At 47.9% G+C, this 20,955-nt stretch carries 28 protein-coding genes; 5 read left to right on the top strand and 23 right to left on the bottom strand.

What is annotated here, in order from left to right:
- Positions 1-284 precede the first annotated feature (284 nt).
- On the top strand, positions 285-743 hold the full coding sequence (locus QVO99_RS01190) for a DUF6078 family protein (protein ID WP_022315761.1): 459 nt from the start codon (positions 285-287) through the stop codon (positions 741-743).
- Between the two features lie 240 nt (positions 744-983).
- Positions 984-2,210 (top strand): VapE domain-containing protein, encoded by a 1,227-nt coding sequence (locus QVO99_RS01185; protein ID WP_288176845.1) that lies wholly within the window; start codon positions 984-986, stop codon positions 2,208-2,210.
- A 146-nt stretch (positions 2,211-2,356) separates the two neighbouring features.
- Here the strand turns inward: QVO99_RS01185 and hydF are convergent, their stop codons facing one another.
- Genes hydF through QVO99_RS01165 form a run of 4 tightly spaced genes read right to left on the bottom strand, consistent with a single transcriptional unit; the run spans position 2,357 to position 7,478 of the window.
- On the bottom strand, positions 2,357-3,559 hold the full coding sequence (gene hydF, locus QVO99_RS01180; RefSeq protein WP_288176846.1) for a [FeFe] hydrogenase H-cluster maturation GTPase HydF: 1,203 nt from the start codon (positions 3,557-3,559) through the stop codon (positions 2,357-2,359).
- A 1-nt stretch (position 3,560) separates the two neighbouring features.
- Positions 3,561-4,982 (bottom strand): [FeFe] hydrogenase H-cluster radical SAM maturase HydG, encoded by a 1,422-nt coding sequence (gene hydG, locus QVO99_RS01175; RefSeq protein ID WP_022315757.1) that lies wholly within the window; start codon positions 4,980-4,982, stop codon positions 3,561-3,563.
- An 8-nt stretch (positions 4,983-4,990) separates the two neighbouring features.
- Positions 4,991-6,022, bottom strand: coding sequence for a [FeFe] hydrogenase H-cluster radical SAM maturase HydE (hydE, locus tag QVO99_RS01170; protein ID WP_022315756.1), 1,032 nt, complete (start codon positions 6,020-6,022; stop codon positions 4,991-4,993).
- A complete protein-coding gene (locus tag QVO99_RS01165; protein WP_022315755.1) occupies positions 6,006-7,478 on the bottom strand; it encodes a monomeric [FeFe] hydrogenase in 1,473 nt (490 codons plus the stop codon). Before QVO99_RS01165 ends, hydE begins: the two co-directional genes overlap by 17 nt.
- Before the next feature lie 495 nt (positions 7,479-7,973).
- Between QVO99_RS01165 and QVO99_RS01160 the strand changes: the two genes are divergently transcribed.
- From QVO99_RS01160 to QVO99_RS01150, 3 genes are all read left to right on the top strand, one after another.
- On the top strand, positions 7,974-9,503 hold the full coding sequence (locus QVO99_RS01160) for a hypothetical protein (RefSeq protein ID WP_022315754.1): 1,530 nt from the start codon (positions 7,974-7,976) through the stop codon (positions 9,501-9,503).
- Positions 9,504-9,521: 18 nt separating this feature from the next.
- On the top strand, positions 9,522-9,881 hold the full coding sequence (locus tag QVO99_RS01155) for a hypothetical protein (protein ID WP_022315753.1): 360 nt from the start codon (positions 9,522-9,524) through the stop codon (positions 9,879-9,881).
- A 132-nt stretch (positions 9,882-10,013) separates the two neighbouring features.
- Positions 10,014-10,199: a hypothetical protein gene (locus QVO99_RS01150; RefSeq protein ID WP_022315752.1), complete on the top strand. Its 186-nt coding sequence runs from the start codon at positions 10,014-10,016 to the stop codon at positions 10,197-10,199.
- Positions 10,200-10,277: 78 nt separating this feature from the next.
- On the opposite strand, the gene QVO99_RS01145 is transcribed toward QVO99_RS01150, so the two are convergent.
- From QVO99_RS01145 to rplX, 19 genes are all read right to left on the bottom strand, one after another.
- Entirely contained in the window at positions 10,278-11,273 is a 996-nt protein-coding gene (locus QVO99_RS01145; RefSeq protein WP_022315751.1) for a hypothetical protein, read from the bottom strand.
- Between the two features lie 267 nt (positions 11,274-11,540).
- Positions 11,541-12,032 carry a 50S ribosomal protein L17 gene (gene rplQ, locus QVO99_RS01140; RefSeq protein WP_022315750.1) on the bottom strand — a complete coding sequence of 164 codons (492 nt, stop codon included), beginning with the start codon at positions 12,030-12,032 and terminating at the stop codon, positions 11,541-11,543.
- 73 nt (positions 12,033-12,105) lie between these two features.
- Entirely contained in the window at positions 12,106-13,098 is a 993-nt protein-coding gene (locus tag QVO99_RS01135; RefSeq protein ID WP_022315749.1) for a DNA-directed RNA polymerase subunit alpha, read from the bottom strand.
- A gap of 11 nt (positions 13,099-13,109) precedes the next feature.
- Positions 13,110-13,715, bottom strand: coding sequence for a 30S ribosomal protein S4 (gene rpsD, locus QVO99_RS01130; RefSeq protein WP_022315748.1), 606 nt, complete (start codon positions 13,713-13,715; stop codon positions 13,110-13,112).
- 82 nt (positions 13,716-13,797) lie between these two features.
- Complete coding sequence (gene rpsK, locus QVO99_RS01125; protein WP_022315746.1) at positions 13,798-14,184, bottom strand: 30S ribosomal protein S11; 387 nt, start codon at positions 14,182-14,184, stop codon at positions 13,798-13,800.
- Between the two features lie 11 nt (positions 14,185-14,195).
- A complete protein-coding gene (gene rpsM / locus QVO99_RS01120; RefSeq protein ID WP_022315745.1) occupies positions 14,196-14,576 on the bottom strand; it encodes a 30S ribosomal protein S13 in 381 nt (126 codons plus the stop codon).
- Positions 14,577-14,659: 83 nt separating this feature from the next.
- Positions 14,660-14,776, bottom strand: a complete 117-nt coding sequence (rpmJ, locus tag QVO99_RS01115) for a 50S ribosomal protein L36 (protein ID WP_006950529.1) — start codon at positions 14,774-14,776, stop codon at positions 14,660-14,662.
- A gap of 13 nt (positions 14,777-14,789) precedes the next feature.
- Positions 14,790-15,008, bottom strand: a complete 219-nt coding sequence (gene infA / locus QVO99_RS01110; RefSeq protein WP_022315744.1) for a translation initiation factor IF-1 — start codon at positions 15,006-15,008, stop codon at positions 14,790-14,792.
- Between the two features lie 3 nt (positions 15,009-15,011).
- Positions 15,012-15,809, bottom strand: coding sequence for a type I methionyl aminopeptidase (gene map / locus QVO99_RS01105; RefSeq protein WP_022315743.1), 798 nt, complete (start codon positions 15,807-15,809; stop codon positions 15,012-15,014).
- An 11-nt stretch (positions 15,810-15,820) separates the two neighbouring features.
- Complete coding sequence (gene secY, locus QVO99_RS01100) at positions 15,821-17,164, bottom strand: preprotein translocase subunit SecY (protein ID WP_022315742.1); 1,344 nt, start codon at positions 17,162-17,164, stop codon at positions 15,821-15,823.
- A gap of 4 nt (positions 17,165-17,168) precedes the next feature.
- Positions 17,169-17,615 carry a 50S ribosomal protein L15 gene (gene rplO / locus QVO99_RS01095; protein ID WP_022315741.1) on the bottom strand — a complete coding sequence of 149 codons (447 nt, stop codon included), beginning with the start codon at positions 17,613-17,615 and terminating at the stop codon, positions 17,169-17,171.
- A 29-nt stretch (positions 17,616-17,644) separates the two neighbouring features.
- Positions 17,645-17,821, bottom strand: coding sequence for a 50S ribosomal protein L30 (gene rpmD, locus QVO99_RS01090; RefSeq protein WP_022315740.1), 177 nt, complete (start codon positions 17,819-17,821; stop codon positions 17,645-17,647).
- A gap of 15 nt (positions 17,822-17,836) precedes the next feature.
- Entirely contained in the window at positions 17,837-18,349 is a 513-nt protein-coding gene (gene rpsE, locus QVO99_RS01085; RefSeq protein ID WP_042519089.1) for a 30S ribosomal protein S5, read from the bottom strand.
- Positions 18,350-18,355: 6 nt separating this feature from the next.
- The gene (gene rplR, locus QVO99_RS01080) at positions 18,356-18,700 is read right to left on the bottom strand and encodes a 50S ribosomal protein L18 (protein WP_022315738.1); all 345 of its coding nucleotides are present in this window, start codon (positions 18,698-18,700) and stop codon (positions 18,356-18,358) included.
- A gap of 18 nt (positions 18,701-18,718) precedes the next feature.
- Entirely contained in the window at positions 18,719-19,285 is a 567-nt protein-coding gene (rplF, locus tag QVO99_RS01075) for a 50S ribosomal protein L6 (protein ID WP_022315737.1), read from the bottom strand.
- Positions 19,286-19,299: 14 nt separating this feature from the next.
- Entirely contained in the window at positions 19,300-19,695 is a 396-nt protein-coding gene (rpsH, locus tag QVO99_RS01070) for a 30S ribosomal protein S8 (protein WP_022315736.1), read from the bottom strand.
- Positions 19,696-19,756: 61 nt separating this feature from the next.
- Positions 19,757-20,059, bottom strand: a complete 303-nt coding sequence (gene rpsN / locus QVO99_RS01065; RefSeq protein WP_022315735.1) for a 30S ribosomal protein S14 — start codon at positions 20,057-20,059, stop codon at positions 19,757-19,759.
- Positions 20,060-20,062: 3 nt separating this feature from the next.
- A complete protein-coding gene (gene rplE, locus QVO99_RS01060) occupies positions 20,063-20,620 on the bottom strand; it encodes a 50S ribosomal protein L5 (protein WP_022315734.1) in 558 nt (185 codons plus the stop codon).
- Entirely contained in the window at positions 20,620-20,940 is a 321-nt protein-coding gene (gene rplX, locus QVO99_RS01055) for a 50S ribosomal protein L24 (RefSeq protein WP_022315733.1), read from the bottom strand. The genes rplE and rplX overlap by 1 nt, the downstream gene beginning before the upstream one ends.
- Positions 20,941-20,955 lie beyond the last annotated feature (15 nt).

The following is a 20,955-nucleotide window of genomic DNA, read 5'->3' as shown; positions in this document are numbered from 1 at the left end:
AAGTATCTGTAATTCAGACACTTCCGCATTTTTTGTATGGCGAAAACCATCGGGTGATTGTCTGGATGGTTGGGGAATAAGAAGATTTAATCGTATGGAAGGGGACGGAATATGACATGAGGGGAAAATGGACTTTATTTTATAGGCATACGGACCGGAAAGCGGAAACGGGATGGAGCGAAGCGCGCACGACTGCATCACTGTCTCGCCAAGCTCTGATCAATCATCAGGGCTGAACAAAGGACCGGGATAATATAATCATAAACTTTTAAAAAGCATTGAGTATGCATTATGAAATCAAGTATTCGGATTTCGTGAAGGGAGAATTCACGACACCGTACAATTGGGTTCATTGTTTGAACGAAAACTGCGAGATAAAGAAGAGATGCACGAGATGGCATGTCATCAGAAAGATGAAACAGAAGGACCTGTGTGGGAAATGTATCCTGCCGACCACGAATCCGGTGGAAGGATGCAAACTGTTTCATAAGATGAAGAAGACTAAGGTGGCATGGGGATTCAAGAAGGCTCTCGGCAATGTAAAGGCATGCGACTATAAGGCCATACGCCACGACATCATCAAGACAATGAGCAACAGAAGGGACTTTTCGAGATACGACTCGGGGGCGTGGAAACTGACGGAAAACCAGCAGGAGAAGATAAAGAGGATTTTCGCCGACTATGGGTATGACGACGTGGAGTTTGACTTCTACGAAGAGATGGTCAGCTTTTTGAATAAATAATGGGCACGAAACGGACAGGAAAGATGCCCAACCGGGGCAAGCTGCTTGCCCCTATTGAGAAAGCACCTTGCCCATGTTGGGCAAGCACCGTGCCCAATTCTGAACCAAAACAGACTAAAATTCCAAATCGGCCATTTGGCTAAAAAAACAGACAATACCATGAAAACAAAAAGCATAAGAACAAACAAAAGAGGAAGGTTGAGGATATCAGTCAAGACCTCGGAGAAGTGGTTTGAGAGAATGAACAGTACTCAAACGAGTGAGGAAACGGAAGTGACGAACACGGAGAATGAGACCGGGGAGAGGATTCCGACGAGGTGCTCACATGTGGTGAAGATGGTGGAGCATATCAGGCGGAGGTATGTGTTGAGATACAACACGGTGACAGAATGCACGGAGTATATGGAAAGGGACGGCAACGGACCTTTTCTGATGCTCGACATGAGGGCGCTGAAGAGAATCACGCTGGAGGTGCAGCTGGCGGGCATCGCCGTGGGGTTTAATGACGTGAGAAACTATGTGGGGTCTGACTTCATCGGATGTTTCGACCCCATCGGCGACTTCCTCGCCAAATGTGTGGGCCGCTGGGACGGCAGCGACCATATCGGGAGGCTTGCCGACACGGTGCCGACGGAGGACCCGGAGTGGAGGGAGAGATTCCACACGTGGTTTCTGGGGATGGTGGCGCAATGGACGGGCAAGACGGGGGAGCTGTATGGCAACAGCAACGTGCCGCTGCTCATCTCCGACCAGGGTTTCAACAAGAGCACGTTCTGCCGCCGGCTGCTGCCGCCGGAACTGAAATGGGGATATTGCGACAGTCTGCAGCTGGCGGAGAAGAAGCAGGTGTTGAGGGCGATGTCGGAACTGCTGCTCATCAATCTGGACGAGTTCAACCAGATCTCGCCGAAGCTGCAGGAGGGATTTCTGAAGAATGTGGTGCAGCTGCCGGCGGTGAAGATGAAGCGCCCATGGGGAACTGCCATCGAGGAACTGCCGCGCCGGGCATCGTTCATCGCCACGAGCAACATGCAGAATGTGCTGAGCGACCCGTCGGGGAGCCGCCGCTTCATCTGTGTGGATTTCAACAGGCCCATCGACGTGGCGACGCCAATAGACTACACCCAGCTCTATGCCCAGGCGCTGAGCGAGATAGAGAGTGGGCGCCGCTGGTATTTCGACAAACTGGAAACGGAGCTGCTGACGATGAGCAACGACAGGTTTCAGCGCACGATGGCGGCGGAGGATTTCTTCAAAGAGTATTTCCGCATCGGCAAGGAGAACGGCAGGGGTGAGTATATGACCACGGTGGCGATATTTCAGCATCTGCGCCAGAAGGCGGGTGCGGCGGCAATGGCTTCTACCAATCTCACGACACTCAGCCGCCGGCTGAAGGCGCTGCCCGGAATGACGTCGAGGAGAACATGGCGAGGCAACGAGTTCCTCGTGGAACTGGTGGACAAATGACATTCCACCCATGAGGATGACGAATTGTCCAGACAATCCAAAGCAACCGTCAGGTCGATAATCATCAGACTATCAATGCGTTAGAGCAAAAACCAGACAATCTGACAGTTTCTGGAGAAATCAAGTTTTTCATATATTCCAACAGACTATCCTGCGAAGTCTATCTTATGCAGGATGCCGGTGAGATAGGCTATCGCCATGCCATAATTGGTGATGGGCACACCTTGTGACTGTGAGGAACGGATGCGGTCTAACACATAACGGCGATTGAACATGCAGGCGCCGCAATGGATAACAAGATCGTATGGCGAGAGGTCTTTGGGGAAATCACGGCCGTTGACGAAACTGACCTGAAGGCCCTCGCCCACCCTTTTGCGCAACAGACGCGGCAGTTTCACCCTGCCGATATCCTCGCCCGCCGGCACATGGGCACAGGCTTCGGCTATCAGCACATGAGAACGGTCTGTAAGCCGGGCTATGCTCTCCGCTCCCTGTTTCAACGCCACGGCATCGCCCTTGTAGGCGGCGAAGAGCACGGAGAAGGATGTCAGCCGACTGTCGGCAGGCTTCTGTCCGTACACCTGCGGAAAGACCTGCGAATCGGTGATTATCAGTTGGGGACTCTCACGGAACGAGGCGAGAGCAGCAGCCAGCTTGTCGGGAGTGCAGCAGGAAACGATGCACCGCTTGTCGAGCAGTTCACGGATGGTCTGCACCTGTGGCAGGATAAGGCGTCCCTTCGGTGCCTCCTTGTCCTGTGGCATCACGAGCAACACCCTGTCGCCCTCAGCGGCAAGACTGCCCGTGATGGTCTCCTTGCCGAAATCGGGCGGCAGGAGCTGGAGCAGCAGCTGCATCATCCTGGAGAACCCGCTGCGGCGCCAGGCGCTGACAGCCACGGCGGGCACATCCAGTTCGCCGGACAGACGGTCGGCTGCCTGTTCTGCATCCGCCATGGTGTCTGCCTTGCCCAGGACAAGGAGCCAGGGGGTCTTCTTGAGCTTGAGCCAAGAAGCCCACTCCCGTTCTTCCGGCGTGAGCACTGGTCCGCCCGCCACCAGAATTACGATGTCGGCCTGCTTCACGGCAGTCTGCATCTTGCCAACGCGCAGATGTCCCAGCTGCCGGTCGGTGTCGTCAAATCCCGGTGTGTCGATAATCACACAAGCTCCCAGTCCGGGGAGTTCGGCAGCCTTTCTCACGGCGTCGGTAGTAGTTCCAGCCACGCTGGACACGATAGACACGTCCTGTCCCAACCATGCGTTGAGCAGTGACGACTTGCCGGCATTCCTCTTCCCTATGAGGGCTATATGCAAGCGGGAAACCTGTGGTGTATTCTCCATATCTATGTCAGAATCTGAAATCTCTCTTTCCTTGTTTTATCTCTTCCAGCCGCTTCGTGGCAATCGCCTTTATCTTCGGGTTCGGGATATGCTCCAACGCCTTGGCAATCTCCTGCTGTCCCTTCGCCCGGGTCTCAGGCGAGGCATAGTCTTCGAGATACTCCTGCAGCGTCATCAGGGCATTCGGTCCGCAGCAGTTTGCTATCTGTCCGGCCTTGAGCAGCGACATGAAGCGGTCGCCGGTGCGTCCTTCGCGATAGCAGGCGGTGCAGAAGCTCGGTATATGTCCCAGATCGAGCAGCCAGCCCACCACCTCGTCCAACGAGCGATGGTCGCTAACGTCAAACTGCTCGGTATGCTCCGGCTTTGAGTCGGCATAGCCTCCCACGCTGGTGCGCGAACCGCCGCTGATCTGCGACACGCCAAGCTCCAGCACACGGCGGCGCACGGCCTCTGACTCACGGGTGGAGATGATCATGCCGGTGTATGGAACGGCGATGCGGATGACGGCGACGATGCGCTCGAACATCTCGTCGGAAATGGCGTCGGGGAAGTCCTCTGTTGAGATATCGTCTGCCGGACAGATTCGGGGCACGCTGATGGTGTGTGGACCTACTCCGAACTTTGCCTCCAGATGCTCGGCGTGCATCATGAGGCCCACGAAATCGTAGCGATAGAGGTTGAGGCCGAAGAGAACGCCGATGCCCACATCGTCGATGCCGCCCTCCATGGCGCGGTCCATAGCCTCGGTGTGGTAGGCATAGTTGCTCTTGGGACCTCTGGGGTGGAGTTCCTCGTAGTGCTTCTTGTGGTATGTCTCCTGAAAGAGGATATACGTGCCGATGCCGGCGTCTTTCAGGCGGCGGTAGTTCTCCACCGTGGTGGCGGCGATATTCACATTGACGCGGCGGATGGCTCCATTCTTGTGATGGATGCCGTATATGGTCCGGATAGACTCCAGGATGTATTCTATAGGATTATTGCGCGGGTCTTCGCCGGCTTCGAGCGCCAGACGCTTGTGACCCATATCCTGCAGGGCTACGACCTCCCGCCTGATTTCCTCCTGGGTGAGCTTGCGGCGGGGTATGGTCTTGTTCTTGGCGTGGTACGGACAATATACGCAGCCGTTCACGCAATAGTTGGAGAGATAGAGCGGTGCGAACATCACGATGCGGTTGCCGTAGAAGCGCTGCTTTATTTCTTTTGCCAGATGGAAGATGCGGTCTACCAGATCGGGGACGTCGCACTCCAGGAGCACGGCAGCCTCACGGTGGGTCAGTCCGCCGCATTTCGCCGCCTTCTCAAGCAGATTCTCTATCAGCTCCCGATCGTTCTTATGCTCCGATGCGTATTGCAGCGTATCGAGAATCTCCTGATGGTTGATAAACTCTTCTGCCTCACCGGAGGCAGGATTAAAGATCTTGTCCATGTCATTATTCATTTAAAATCACCACGAGCCGTAGATATACGATACCCGATTTTATCCAATTCTTGTTTCAGCAGGGCCAACCCTTCGGCTGCCTCCGTGCCCATCGCCGCCTTGTTGTCGTAGAGCGCATAGCTGGAGCGGTATGCCGCCGGCGAGAGGTTTGGCATCACCACATTGGCTCCTGCCAGTATGCCCCGGGCCTTGCCGTCGGGCAGGAGTGTGGAGAGCGCCGTAGTGGCTGGTATCAGCACCGACGGGAACATCAGGCGGAAGATGGAGAGCAGGCGCAGGGTGAGGTCGGCACTTCCCGGACGGCAATCCCTGAAGGGTGTGTCATGCTGGGGTATGAAGGGTCCGATGCCTATCATCTGCGGCTGGAAACGCCGGATGAAGCAGATGTCCTCCACCAGATGGTCCAGAGTCTGTCCGGGGCTGCCCACCATGATGCCGGTGCCGGTCTGATAGCCGGTTTCCTTGAGCCATTGCAGACATTGCAGCCGGTGTTCTCTTGACATAGACTCCGGATGGAGCCTGCGGTAATGGTCGGCATTATATGTTTCATGCCTCAGCAGATAGCGGTTGGCGCCGGCACGGAACAGTCCCTCGTATTCGCTCCTCGTCATCTCGCCCAGCGAGAGCGTGATGGCACAGTCGGGATAGGCGAGGCGTATCTCGCTGACCACGTCTTCCAACATAGCATAAGAGCCAGACTTCTCGCCACCTTGCAATACAAAAGTGCGGAAGCCCAGCTTATAGCCTTCCCGGCAAGAGGTCAGGATTTGTTCTTTTGTCAGTTCGTAACGCGCCACCGACATGTTGGCTGCCCGTATGCCGCAATAGTAGCAATTGTTGCGGCAGCGGTTGCCCACCTCTATCAGTCCGCGCATATAGATGTCATGACCAAACTGCCTGAGAGCCACCTCCCGCGCCTGCCGATGCAGATATTCCACGGCATCGGTGTCTGTCGTTGCCAGCAGCTGCCGGTATTCGTCTGGCGCGAGAGCATGGTCTCTGCGTAGTTTGTCAATCCATATCATCATAGGTCTTTGTCTCCTTGCCCAATTCCTTGTCGAACTGGCGCTTTCCGGCTTTCAGCTCATTGTGGACGCAAGGTCCGGTGATACATCCGCCCTCGCATGCCATGACCTCGATGAACTTGGCAGGAGCCTTTCCTGACTTGCCGTAAGCTCGCAGCATGGCGATGTTCTTCTTTGTCAGGTTGGAAACCTGGATTGCCTGCAATGACTCGGCTTTCTCCTTGAGATATGCCTTCACGGCGCCTGTCACGCCACCCAACTCTCCGAAAGCATGTGCCTCGCGCACCGACTGCACCGCCATGCTATATGGAGAGGTTGTGCCCATGTCGATGCCCAGTCCATCGAGCACAGAAGAGATTTCCTCGAATGTGAGAACGAAGTCCACAGCTTCGTCGCTCTGGGCTTCCTTGCGCTTGGCAACGCACGGACCGATGAACACTACATCGGCGTCTGGATGCTGCTGCTTTGCCAGACGGGCGGTGTAATACATCGGCGAACGGGTGTCGGAAACGTATTTCGCCATGTCGGGAGCGTGTTTCTTCACCATCTCCTTGTATGAAGGACAGCAAGAGGTGGTCATGAACGGCTGGCCTTCTTCGAGTCTTTCCAGCAGCTCGTGGCCCTCACGCTCTACGGTCTCCATGGCGCCCTGTGCCACCTCGATGACGTCGGCAAAGCCCATCTCGCGGAGTGCGCCGTAGACCTGGTCTTTCTCTGCCTTGAACTGGCCGAGGATTGCAGGGGCAACGATGGCCACGAGCTTCTTCTTGCTACGGATTCTATAGAGCACGTCGAATACCTGGGATACCTCCATAATGGCGCCAAACGGACATGCGTTGAGACATTTTCCGCAGTATATACACTTGCTCTCATCGATATGCTCTACGCCACGCTCGTCTTTGCTGATTGCCTTTACCGGGCATGACTCCTCGCAAGGAACGGGTATGTATACGATGGCATGGTATGGGCAGCTGTCGTGGCAGATACCACAGCTGATACAAGCATCGTGGTCGATGAATGCCTGTCCGTTCTTCTTCAGATGGACGGCCTTCTTGGGACAGTTGGTCATACAATGGCGGGCGATACATCCACGGCACAGATTGGTGATTTCATAATTGATCTGAACGCAGGATGAACAAGCCTCGTCGATAACGGTAAGGATATCTTCTCTCGGTGCACCGCTGCCGGCTCTCTTCATGGCGCGGAAAGCAAATTCTGAGAGAGGTGTCAGCTCGTCGGTTTCGTCTTCCATCGTCATGCCCAACAACGGAAGTGACTTATATCTCCATACTGCTCTCTCTTTGTGTACACAGCAACGTCCTTCGTGTTTTGAACGGCGGGGACTCAATTGGATAGGCAGACGGTCAATGCGGTCTACTAATTCGTCATTTTTCCATAGCTTCACAAGTTCGGTCAACAGCTTGTGACGGACAATCATGACATTGTTCGTAAATGGCATATTCTTATTTCAGATTTATAGGTTAAACAACAGCCAGAACAGTCTGGCGCAAAACTTTGGGCAAAGTTATAAGAAAGCTTTGAGAGAGGCAAAGGAAATTCATTTTTTTTGATAGAAGAGGAGCCAAATACTGGTAATGACGCCTGGTTTAGCCTTAATCGGCCATCAGGCCCGCCTGGATTGTGATTTTGGGAAGAGTGGATTTCATCTGAGGATTAAGGAGTAACAGCGGGATACTGAGAATCAGAAACGAGCAAAAGACACCTTAAAAAACAAAAGACTGCAAGTATGCCATATATACAATCCATTGCTGAACTGAATGAAATTATAAAGAAATGAGGTGCCATCATATACAACATGCTGAATAAAATCATACCTTTGTATCTGTTAACATTATTAGCGAAAACAAGAGATTATCTAAGGACTTTCATTAGCTCCTTTACCCTCTCCCCTGCTTTTGTTATCTTTGCTGAGAATTAAAAAAAAATAAATAGTATGGCAGGATATTTAAGAGATTTTGATTGGAGCATACCTCTCACACTGGGCAACCAGAAGTTCCCCACCACAACAATGGGAATAGAGGAACCTGACGGCACAGTAAAGAAGAGGCAGGTGTTTGCAGACAGCAAGGGAAACTACTATGGAATGAAAGATGGCAAGGCTATCCCAGTCATGATGCAGCATAATCTTGATGAAGTAGTGGTGACACCATCAAAGGAAGTTAAGCGGGGATTGCTCTCTGATGCTTTCAATCAGTATCTTACAATGAGCAATGACAAGACAAAAGTCAATAATGCTCCCCACAGAGAGTATAACCCACATCTTAAGGATGCCGCTGTCAGAGGAGCAAAGGACTATGCCCTCTGGGACAAGCAACACCCTAATGCTGCAGCTTGGAGAGATGTTGCAACAGCAGCGCCATTTGGAGTAATTGCAGCCCCCTTTATGGATGGTGTTGCATCAACCGCTTTAGGTCAAGGCATTACAAGAGGGCTGGGCTTCTTTGCTGACACAGCAAAGTACAACAGACTGTTCCCATGGATAGATGCAACTGCAACTTCCTTATCTGGTGCTAAAGGACTACAAGACATTCAGAATGGAACATTTACCCCTGAAACAGCCTTGGATGTATCGACTTTGGCACAATTAGTAAAACCAATGTATGAATTGGGGAAAGGGCTGGGAATAGCAGCTTGGCATAGTCCCTTTGCTCAATATCCAAGATATTATGCAGGCAAATTCTATTATGGCAACGATGTGGAATTACCAACTTTATATAAAGCATCAAAACGAATGCCAGTAATAAAAGATGGAAAAATTCAGATTACTTCTCCAATTAATACATTTGCATTTGAAAATGGCAGGGGAGTAGACAGTCCAATAATTACAAATATGACAACAGATGTGCCGGTCAGAAAACATGATAGAGGAGATTGGAATACATCGTCAGTTATGGCATTTCCAGGTAAAACCTTACTTGGTAAACATGTTATTTCTACAAGACCTTCAGATACCTTCACGTATGGAGATAATGTCTTGGTAAAACCATCTAAAGTTATGTTCTTCTCTGGAAATGACATTGATCTAGGAATAGCTTCCAAAATGGGAATGAAAACTGTTACAAACAACAAATTGAAAAATACTTTTAATGCTCTTGATGACATTGAAAATACATCAAATGTAAAATTTGTTATAGAAAAACCAAATTCCGCAGATTATGCTTCAGAGATACGAAAACTCACAAGAGAAGCATCTAACTCACCAAGAGTCAAAGACTATAAATTCATGGATTGGGTATTTCAACCAAAGTTTAAAAGTGAGGTAATACCTTTCCAAGATATATCAAAAATGAGCCAAAAAGAAATAATGACTCTTCCAGAATGGGTTGGAGCACAGTTAGGAAAAGCTGACACAAGAGGGTATCTTCTTAATCCTGATGAATGGAGAAACGTTCTATATGATCCTGCGACACCTGCTGAAGCCATTTTCAGGGATACAAAAGGTATTGAAAGAAAATCAAAATAGGTTTAATAATAAATATTTATGACAAAGGAAGAGATAAGAACTTCAATAAATGAAGATAATATAATTGCAACTATAGAAGTTGAAGGTAAGAAACTTGTTATTTTCTATAGTAAATGGTTTAAAGGATTGTACAGTTATTTTAATTCTGATGAAGAAATGCGTAACTACCTCAAGGACAATTCGGAAAGTGTCTTTAAGGAGTTTATTGAGCAAGCCAAAATAGATGATGAATATTGGCTGAATATTGCTTCAACTGATGACTTTTCCTATTTCAAATTTAAAGGTTCTTCTTGTCAAACTCTACTTTTAGACCAATTGATTATTTTCAGACCATTAATTGAAAGATTTATAACACATGCCAAGCAAGGTACATTTTAAGAATGAATATTGTAAAAAACAGCATTGCAGACTATCTACCCAAAAACTAATTATAATAACAAGAAAGTAACTAGCACAGCTCCTCTCCAGGGGGTGTGCTTTTTATTGATAACCCTTTAAAAACAAAAGACAATGAAAATTACAATCAATACAGATGTCCTCCATGAAGAGAACCTTTCTCTTGGGGATTTCCTTGCATTGCTTATTGGCTACTATGACATTGACTACAAGGACAGCTTCTACAGAATGATAGAGACTGAACTTGCAGCACCTAATGTGTTTCATGGGGATTCCTTGATATTGTCGGACAATACATAGACGGAAAAATCCCGGCCTTGCGCATTGGAAGGCCGGGATTATATGGCATAAGGGATAAGCCCTTCTGACTGTCGGGGATTATCTGTTCATGAATCTTCTGTGGATACTGCTGAAGATGCTCCTCTTCACTTTGTCTGTGGCAGCAGGAGCCATAGAAACGCTTCGTGGCGTGGTTCCGCTGACGCTGGAATATGACATATAACCGCTTTCCATTCCTCCGTAGCGGTATACGGTGCCGTCTGAATTCAGTGAATATGTGAGGTTGTAGTATTTGTTCTCTGTGCCTTCATAATCTTTCATAGTGTAGTCTACACCGGTCGGGAAGTATGACGGGCCCTTGCCTACATAACCGATAAAGAACAGGCCGGCGAGGAACGAGTCTGACTCTTCGTTGAGGAAGTTAGGCACATATTGGAGTGTTACGTTTGCCTTGGCATCATCATAGTCGAAGACTAAGGTTTCGACGTCTTTCTCACCATCCTCAACGAATGTGTAGACAGCCTTCCGGAGTTTGCCGTCGTTCCATGTGAAGGAATAATCGAATGAGGAACTGTATTTCTCCTTTTGTCCATCCTCGATGTAATAGCCGGAACCACTGCCCTTGATTCTCGTAACGTTGCCGTTGTCGTTGTAGCTCACGCTGACGCTGCCCGAACCATGCTCCTCTGAGTCGGAGCTTTCATAGTCGTATTTCTCGGTGCAGCCAGTGATGTAGCCGCTGCCGTTCGTACGGATGTTGCTGACCACACTGACGTCTTTATAGCCGTTGCCGTAGTTGTCTTGTGTAAAGGTGAATGGGTTGTAGCTTGCCTCATACGGATGGTTGCCATAACCGAAGGATGCCAGCGTGCCGTCGCTGTTGTAGGAATATGTAAGGTTGCCGGCACCTGTCACTCTCACCTTCTTACCTGAAGTGGTCTCCAGAACGCCTGACTCGGTGTTGGGTGTAGACGATCCGCCTTCATCATCGTCATCACCGCACGATGCGAAACCTGCTGTAAGTGAAAGTGCTGCTACTACTGCCATTCCCATCCTGCTGAATGACTTGCCATAATCGAAAAATTTCTTGTCCATGTTCTTGTTCTCCTTGTTTTAGTCAAATCCACAAATGTTTTTAGGGGATTGATGTTAACATAATATTGATTATCTCTGCTGTGCAATCGTATATGAATTGCACTACAAAAATAGAGAATAACCGCCACTCATGAAAACGTCATTTCCCCCGATTTGGAACAAACGGCAACACGATGGGAACAAACGGCATAAATATCTGGGGTAAGCGTACAAAAAAATCCGCCCCGAGATGGGACGGATTAATTCCTATGAGATATATTCGGAGAATTATTCTGCCTTAGCTTCCTCAGCCTTTGCCTCCTCTGCTGCAGGTGCCTCTACTGGAGCCTCTGCCTTTGGAGCAGCCTTGCGGCTACGACGAGTCTTCTTGGCAGCTGCCTTTGGAGTCTTGGCCATGTTCTCATCATAGTCTACCAGCTCGATGAATGCCATCTCTGCTGCGTCACCCTTACGGATGCCCAACTTGATGATACGTGTGTATCCTCCTGGACGATCAGCCACTTTAGTAGAAATCTCTTTGAACAACTCAGTAACAGCGTACTTGTCCTGAAGATAACGGAAAACTACACGGCGTGAAGTTGTTGTGTCGTTCTTTGAACGTGTGATAAGAGGTTCTACGAACTTCTTCAAGGCCTTAGCCTTTGCGAGGGTCGTAGTGATTCTTTTGTGCTTGATCAGGGAGATAGCCATGTTTGTCAACATTGCCTTGCGATGGTCAGCAGTACGACCCAGATGGTTGAATTTTTTATTATGTCTCATTTTTTGTTTCTTGTTTTAAGGAGTTTCGCAACGGCAGGAGGAGCCGGATGGCTCCTTCGCCTGTATGCGGATATTATTCCTTATCTAATTTGTACTTAGAAATATCGGTTCCAAACGACAGATTCAGACTCTCGAGCAAATCATCAAGCTCTGAAAGCGATTTCTTACCGAAGTTGCGGAACTTCAAGAGGTCTGTCTTGTTGTACTGTACGAGATCGCCGAGTGTCTCTACGTCGGCTGCCTTCAGACAGTTGAGGGCACGAACGCTGAGGTTCATGTCTACAAGGCGTGTCTTGAGGAGCTGGCGCATGTGGAGAACTTCCTCGTCGAACTCCTGGTTTGTCTCAACGTCAGTGTTCTCGAGAGTGATCTTCTCGTCAGAGAACAGCATGAAGTGATAAATCAGGATCTTGGCAGCCTCTTTAAGTGCGTCTTTCGGGTGAATGGAACCATCCGTAGTGACTTCAAGGAGGAGCTTGTCGTAGTCGGTCTTCTGCTCAACACGATATGGCTCAACGGCATATTTCACGTTACGGATTGGGGTGTAAATTGAATCGATTGGAATTACGTTGACATCGGTGCAGAACTCACGGTTCTCATCAGCCGGAACATAGCCACGGCCTTTGTTGATAGTGAGGTCTATCTGCATTGATGCTTTTGCGTCTAAATGACAAATCACCAAATCAGGGTTTAACACTTCAAATCCAGTCAGATACTTACCGATATCACCAGCCTTGAATTCTGTGGAATTCTCAACGGTGACACTAACTTTCTCGTTCTCGAATTCTTCTACTACTTGCTTGAATCTTACTTGCTTCAAATTCAAGATAATGTTAGTTACATCCTCCTTAACTCCAGGAACTGAGGAGAACTCATGCTCAACACCAGCTATGCGGATGGTGTTGATGGCATAACCCTCAAGGGAGGAAAGCAGAATGCGGCGCAACGCGTTGCCAATGGTAACACCGAAGCCAGGCTCAAGAGGACGGAACTCGAACTTGCCGAATTTGTCATTGGCCTCCAACATTACAACTTTGTCGGGTTTTTGAAATGCTAATATCGCCATTAATTTAATGATTATTTAGAGTACAACTCAACGATTAACTGTTCCTTGATATTCTCAGGAATATCAGCACGCTCTGGCTTGTGCAAGAACTTGCCGCTCTTTGTGTTCTCGTCCCACTCGATCCATGGGTACTTGCTGTGGTTGAAGCCAGCGAGCGCTGTCTCGATAACCTCGAGAGACTTAGCCTTCTCGCGAACACCAACAACCATACCTGGCTTAACGGCAAATGAAGGTATGTTAACAACCTTGCCATCAACTACGATATGCTTGTGGCTAACGAGCTGGCGGGCAGCTGCACGTGTAGGAGCTATACCAAGACGGAATACTACGTTGTCAAGACGGCACTCAAGGTTCTGGAGCAGCACCTCACCGGTGATACCTTCAGCCTTTGCAGCCTTCTCAAACATATTACGGAACTGGCGCTCAAGTACACCATAGGTGTATTTAGCCTTTTGCTTCTCTGCCAACATGACACCGTACTCAGACATCTTTCTGCGACGATTGTTGCCATGCTGTCCAGGAGGGAAGTTTCTCTTGGACAAAACTTTGTCAGCGCCGAAGATTGGCTCACCAAAACGACGCGCAATTTTAGATTTCGGACCTATATATCTAGCCATAATATTAAAAAATCTTTGTTGATGCCCTGCATCGCCAGAAAAAACCACTTGCGATGCAAGGCAGATTGGGTATTCTTCTTGATTAAACTCTTCTACGCTTTGGAGGACGACATCCGTTGTGTGGCAATGGAGTAACGTCTACGATCTCTGTAACCTCGATGCCGGCACCGTGGACAGCACGGATAGCTGACTCACGACCGTTACCTGGACCCTTAACGTATGCCTTCACCTTGCGAAGACCGAGGTCGAAAGCGACCTTGGCGCAATCCTCTGCTGCCATCTGAGCAGCGTAAGGAGTGTTCTTCTTAGAACCACGGAAGCCCATCTTACCAGCTGAAGACCAAGAGATAATCTGACCCTCGCTGTTGGCCAATGACACGATAATGTTGTTAAAGGAGCTATGAACATGCAACTGTCCGAGAGCGTCAACCTTAACATTTCTTTTCTTTGCGACTGTTTTCTTTGCCATAACTCTAATTATTATTTAGTAGCCTTTTTCTTATTTGCAACAGTCTTCTTCTTTCCCTTACGTGTACGAGCATTGTTCTTTGTGCTCTGACCACGTACTGGAAGACCGTTACGATGACGAACTCCACGATAGCAACCAATGTCCATCAGTCGCTTGATATTCAACTGGATCTCTGAACGGAGATCACCTTCTACTTTGAATTCAGCGCCGATAATTTCACGGATCTTGGCTGCCTGGTCGTCAGACCACTCGTTGACTTTCAAGTCACGGCTAACACCAGCCTTGTCCAATATCTTTGCTGAACTACTTCGACCTATACCGTAGATATAAGTCAATGCGATTTCGCCACGCTTATTCTGGGGCAAATCTACTCCAACAATTCTTATTGCCATTTTGTGTTAAATGATAAAATAAATAAATTTGTTTGTTAATAAAGCGACACGACTGACTTCACAATCAGGGTGCCAACCCTTTTTTAACCCTGACGCAACTTGTACTTAGGGTTCTTCTTGTTGATAACGAACAGACGACCTTTACGACGAACGATCTTGCAGTCGGGTGTACGTTTCTTCAATGATGCTCTTGTCTTCATATATCTCTATAGTTTATTTGTATCTAAATACTATTCTGCCTTTGGTCAAATCGTATGGACTCATCTCCACCTTTACCTTGTCACCAGGAAGAATCTTGATGTAGTGCATCCTCATCTTTCCTGAGATGTGGGCTGTGATAGGACAACCATTCTCCAACTCAACGCGGAACATCGCGTTAGAGAGTGCCTCTACGATTGTTCCATCTTGCTCAATTGCGGCTTGCTTTGCCATAACTTAATAATTTGCTTCTAATTTTTCTATTTCACTAAACGAAGATAAAACTTCTGCCTTACCGTTTCTCACTGCCAAGGTATGCTCGAAGTGAGCAGCCGGCTTTCCGTCGCGAGTGCATATAGACCAATGGTCGGGCAACATCGCAATCTTGCGGTCTCCCATCGTAATCATCGGCTCGATGGCGAGACACATTCCTGACTTCAGCAGGATGCCGTTACCTCTCCGGCCATAGTTGGGTACCTGGGGGTCTTCGTGCATCTCTCTTCCTATGCCATGGCCCGTCAACTCCCTTACGACTCCATAACCTTTTTTCTCACAATGGTCTTGAACGGCAGAACCGATGTCGCCAAGATGACGACCGGCTACCGCATTCTCGATTCCTTTGTATAAAGCTTCTTTTGTCGTGGACAACAGTTGCTTTATCTCATCGGAAACCTCACCTACACAGAACGTGTAGCAAGAGTCGCCATTGAAGCCATCCAGCAATGTTCCACAATCGATGGAGATGATATCGCCATCTTTGAGAACAGTATCTTCACTTGGTATTCCATGAACCACAATGTCATTAACGGAAGTACAGATACTAGCCGGAAACGGGTCGCCATAGGGATTCGGGAAATTCTTGAACGTCGGGATTGCTCCGTGGTCGCGAATGAATTGCTCAGCAACCTTGTCAAGGTATAGAGTAGTTACTCCGGGCTTTATACGATTAGCCAATTCAGTCAGTGTCTGTGACACCAACTGATTGGCTTTACGCATTAATTCAATTTCATCTTCAGTCTTCAGAAAAACTTTCATCTGCACAGTGCTTAGTAAGCGGAAACGCCAGCGTTACGACCGCGGACATGTCCTGAGTTGAGAAGACCATCGTAATGTCTCATCATCATGTGGCTCTCAATCTGCTGCAGTGTATCGATAACGACACCTACGAGAATCAGAAGAGAAGTACCACCGAAGAACTGCGCAAATCCATCCTGTACATTGAGCAACGCTGCCAATGAAGGCATGATTGCGATGAAGGCGATGAACAAAGAACCAGGGAATGTGATACGGCTCATCACCGTCTCAATGTAATCCGCTGTTTCCTTACCAGGCCTAACGCCAGGAATGAAACCATTATTACGTTTCATATCCTCTGCCATCTGAGTAGGATTCAATGTAATGGCTGTATAGAAATATGTGAAGGCAATGATAAGCACTGCGAACACGATATTGTACAGCAAACTACGGTGATCCATCAGAGAACGGATGATTTCGTTAGAGGCATCAGTAGAATACTGAACCACTGCGAGAGGAATGAACATCAAAGCCTGAGCAAAGATGATAGGCATAACGTTTGCAGCGAAAAGCTTCAAAGGAATATACTGACGAGCGCCACCATATTGCTTGTTGCCGACAATACGCTTAGCATACTGTACAGGAACTTTTCGAGTGCCCTGAGTGAGGAGCAATGCAGCACAAACCACAAGATAGAGGATGAGAAGCTCAATGATGAACATTACCAGACCACCGTTTGTGATGGCGGTAAAGCGAGAACTTGTCTCCTGAATGAAAGCCTGTGGAAGACGGGCAATGATACCGATCATAATGATAAGTGAAACACCATTGCCGACGCCCTTGTCAGTGATGCGCTCACCGAGCCAGAGAACAAACATACTACCAGCTGCAAGGATGATAGTGGCTGTGAGGATGAAAGATCCCCAGTCGAGACCAGGAGCCAAAGCTCCGTAAGCCTGCGCCTTGAGGTTCATCAGATAAGAAGGAGCCTGGAACACGAGTATGAACACAGTCAATACTCGTGTGTACCAGTTGATCTTCTTGCGGCCACTCTCGCCCTCACGCTGCATCTTCTGGAAGTAAGGCACAGCGACAGCAAGCAGCTGCATAACGATAGAAGCTGAGATGTAAGGCATTATTCCCAATGCGAAAATAGAAGCATGAGAAAACGCACCACCGGAGAACATATCCAACAGTGACATCAAACCGCCACTTGTCTGATTCTGCAGTTTTTCCAACATTGCAGGGTTAATACCAGGAAGCACTACGAAAGAGCCGAAACGATAAATCGCCACGAACAGGATCGTGATGAGGATGCGCTGACGCAGATCCTCAATCTTCCAACAGTTCTTCAGTGTCTCAATAAACTTTTTCATTTACTTAGATTATAGTTGTGTTACCACCAACTGCCTTGATTGCCTCTTCAGCAGTCTTAGAGAAAGCGTTTGCCTCTACATCGAGCTTAGCCTTCAACTCGCCGTTTCCAAGAATCTTAACGAGTACTCTACCCTTTACTACTCCGAACTCCTTGAGCTCAGCAAGACCGATCTTAGTGAGGTTCTTGCTCTCTGCCAAAGTCTGAAGAGTAGAAAGGTTTACAGAAAAGTATTCCTTGTGGTTGATGTTCTTGAAACCAGACTTAGGAACACGACGCTGCAAAGGCATCTGACCACCTTCGAAGCCAATCTTTCTCTTATAACCAGAACGAGCCTTGGCACCCTTGTGTCCACGAGTAGAAGTACCACCGAGTCCAGAACCTGTACCACGGCCGATACGACGACGTGAATGTGTAGAGCCTTCAGCTGGCTGTAAATTATGTAATTTCATAATTGTTCTTTTTTTAATGTTACGAGTAATTAATCAACAACACTTACCAAGTGGTGTACCTTTCTAATCATTCCGCGGATAGTAGGATTATCTTCATGCTCTACAACCTGTGAAATCTTTGTCAAGCCCAGCGCCTGAAGAGTGCGCTTCTGGTCAACTGGAGCACCGATCTTACTCTTAATCTGTTTGATCTTTATTGTTGCCATAAAAATTCTCCTTTATTAACCGTTAAATACTTTATCAAGTGAAATACCACGAGTCTGTGCCACTGTGTATGCATCGCGCAACTGGCTCAATGCAACGATAGTAGCCTTTACGAGGTTGTGTGGGTTGGAAGAGCCCTTTGACTTAGCCAAAACGTCCTTGATACCAACACTCTCCAATACAGCACGCATAGCACCACCTGCTACAAGTCCGGTACCGGCTGCTGCTGGGCGAAGGAATACCTTTGCACCACCGAAGCTAGCCTCGATCTCGTGAGGGATAGTACCCTTGAGAAGAGAAACCTTTACAAGGTTCTTCTTTGCAGACTCTACACCCTTTGCTATGGCAGCAGTAACTTCACCTGCTTTGCCAAGACCCCAACCGATGACACCGTTTCCATCGCCAACAACGACAATTGCAGCGAAGGTGAAAGTACGGCCACCCTTGGTAACCTTGGTAACACGGTTAATAGCAACCAATCTGTCTTTTAACTCAACGTCACTATTTATTTTTACTTTATTCATTGCCATAATCGATTAAAAAATTAGACCGCCTTTACGTGCTGCATCAGCCAACTCCTTAACTCGTCCGTGGTAGAGATAACCGTTACGGTCGAAAACCACCTTAGAGATGCCAGCCTCGATAGCCTTCTTGGCTACGAGCTCGCCAACCTTGGCAGCCTGCTCCTTCTTAGGCATAGCCTCAAGTCCGAGTGATGAAGCAGAGGCAAGTGTAGTGCCTGTCAGGTCGTTGATAATCTGAACGTAAATTTGCTTATTGCTACGGAAAACACTCATACGTGGACGCTCGGTTGTACCGTTGACACGCTTACGTATTCTGTATTTTATCTTAATTCGTCTTTCTACTTTCTTAGTTGTCATAATCGAAAATTATTAAAGTTACTTAGCTGCAGCTGTCTTACCAGACTTTCTGCGGATAACCTCACCCTTGAACAAGATACCTTTTCCTTTATAAGGCTCAGGCATACGGAAAGAACGAATTTTTGCACAGATAAGTCCCAGTAACTCCTTGTCACAAGACTCAAGAATTATGATAGGATTCTGATTTCTTTCAGACTTAGTCTCAACCTTAACTTCCTTAGGAAGCTGAATGAAAATTGGGTGTGTATAACCAAGAGAGAACTCGATGAGGTTTCCCTGGTTTGAAACACGATAACCAACACCTACAAGCTCCAAGACCTTCTGATAACCTTCGCTTACACCAACAACCATATTGTGGATCAAAGCACGGTAAAGTCCGTGGAAAGCATTTTTCTGCTTATAGTTAACAGGGCTGTTCTCGTCAACAGAAAGAACAACATGTCCATCCTCTATCTTAACGATGATTGAGCTGTCAACCTTCTGTGAAAGCTCACCCTTAGGACCCTTTACACTTACAACGCCGTTGTTAAGAGCTACTGTAACTCCAGCTGGAATACTAATTGGTAATTTACCTATTCTTGACATATTCAATCCTCCAATTAATATACGTAGCAAAGAACCTCACCACCAATCTTCAGGTCGGCAGCCTCTTTGTTAGTCATTACACCTTTGGATGTAGATAATATTGCAATACCTAATCCGTTGATAACTCTCGGCATTTCCTTGTAACCAGCGTACTTACGAAGACCTGGGGTGGAAACTCTCTTAAGGCACTTGATTGCGTTTGCCTTAGTCTGTGGGTCATACTTCAAGGCAACCTTGATAGAACCCTGAGGACCATCCTCTACGAACTTGTAGTTAAGGATGTATCCCTTCTCGAAGAGGATTTTAGTGATTTCCTTCTTCAAGTTAGAAGCTGGAACTTCAACAACACGGTGATGAGCCATGATTGCATTTCTCAACCTCGTTAGATAATCTGCTATTGGATCTGTCATTATATAAAATGTTTAATTAATCGGGCCTACCCCGACAATATTAAAAAATTGAAACTGCTTATTACCAGCTTGCCTTCTTAACTCCAGGGATGAGTCCTGCAGAAGCCATCTCACGGAACTGAATACGAGAGAGACCGAACTGACGGATATAACCCTTTGGACGACCTGTGATCTTGCAACGGTTGTGCAAGCGGATTGGGTTTGCATTCTTTGGAATAGACTGCAACTTACGAGCTGCCTCGTATGCCTCTACAGGATCGTTAGAAGTTGCGATAACCTTCTTCAACGCTGCGCGTTTCTCGGCATAACGTGCCACCAGTTTGGCACGTTTTACCTCGCGAGCTTTCATTGACTCTTTTGCCATATCTTATTTATCGTTTTTAGCGTTCTTGAAAGGAAGGCCGAAAGCCTTCAACAAAGCATAACCCTCTTCATCCGTGTTGGCAGATGTCACGAAAGTGATGTTCATACCCTGGATGCGGTCGATAGAGTCGATGTTGATCTCCGGGAAGATGATCTGCTCTGTAACACCGAGTGTGTAGTTACCACGGCCGTCGAACTTGCTCTCGATACCCTTGAAGTCGCGGATACGAGGAAGGGCGATGCGCACGAGTTTCTCGAGGAACTCATACATGCGCTCACGACGCAATGTCACCATAACACCGATAGGCATCTTCTTACGAAGCTTGAAGTTAGCGATATCCTTCTTAGAATATGTTGCTACTGCCTTCTGACCAGTGATAGCAGTGATTTCGTTGATAGCGACATCAATGATCTTCTTGTCCTGTGTCGCATCTCCGAGACCCTGGTTTACAACGATTTTCTTGAGGGCAGGAATCTGCATCTTAGAAGAATAGTTGAACTGTTTCTGGAGTGCAGGAGCGATTGTCTCTGCGTAAACGGTTTTTAATTCAGCTGTATTCATTATTTGATTTCCTCCCCTGACTTTTTAGCGATGCGGACCTTCTTGCCCTCATCGTTCATCTTAATTGCAATACGAGTAGCCTTGCCACTCTTAGGATCTATCAAACTCAAGTTAGAGATATGTATAGAAGCTTCCTGCTTTACAATACCTCCCTGAGGGTTCTTAGCACTTGGCTTTGTGCTCTTAGAGACCATATTCACGCCCTCTACGATAGCACGCTGCTTGTCAACCAGTACCTTCAGCACCTTACCAGTCTTGCCCTTGTCCTCACCGGCCAGAACGATGACTGTATCGTTTTTCTTAATATGTAACTTATTCATTAATCTCTTACTTTA

Source organism: Prevotella sp. CAG:592, assembly GCF_000436015.1.
Lineage (GTDB): Bacteria > Bacteroidota > Bacteroidia > Bacteroidales > Bacteroidaceae > Prevotella > Prevotella pectinovora.
The sequence above is the reverse complement of the archived record's forward strand: the minus strand, read 5'-3'. Positions and strand labels throughout refer to the sequence as shown.